General features: G+C 55.7%; 1 protein-coding gene. It reads left to right on the top strand.

What is annotated here, in order from left to right:
• On the top strand, nucleotides 1-537 hold a 537-nt coding region (locus HEP82_RS19845; RefSeq protein WP_192459613.1), incomplete at both ends, for a transposase.

Here is a 537-nt window from a genome sequence, read left to right as displayed (position 1 = left end):
GTCGTGGCAGATGCCGATACACAGCAGGTGCTGTGGGTGGGCGAAGGTCGTAGCAGAGCCGCCTTACGTCCCTTCTTCACCTGGCTGGGGCCAGAGGGATGCGCCAGTATCGAATCCGTTGTCATGGACATGAACACGGCGTTCGAGCTGGAGGTCAGGGAGCACAGCCCTCAGGCGAAGGTGGTCTATGACCTGTTCCATGTGGTCGCAAAGTTTGGTCGCGAGGTCATTGACCGTGTCAGGGTCGCTCAGGCAAACCCGCTACGTGATAACCCGAAGTCCCGACAGGTTATCAAACGAAGTCGCTGGCTATTGCTGCGCAATCCGGAGAATCTGCCGGCAGGGCATGACGTCAGGCTGTCAGAGTTGCTGGAGGCCAATCAGCCGTTAAATACCATCTATGTGATGAAAGCCGCGCTGAAAGAGCTGTGGTATGCCCCTGATGAACAGGAGGCAAGGCAACGCTGGAATGAATGGTACAGACAATCGCAGGAAAGTGGCATAAAGGCACTGACGCTGTTCGCTGAAAAACTAAAA

Source organism: Musicola keenii (assembly GCF_014855505.1).
GTDB classification, from domain to species: Bacteria; Pseudomonadota; Gammaproteobacteria; order Enterobacterales; family Enterobacteriaceae; genus Musicola; species Musicola paradisiaca.
The sequence above is the reverse complement of the archived record's forward strand: the minus strand, read 5'-3'. Positions and strand labels throughout refer to the sequence as shown.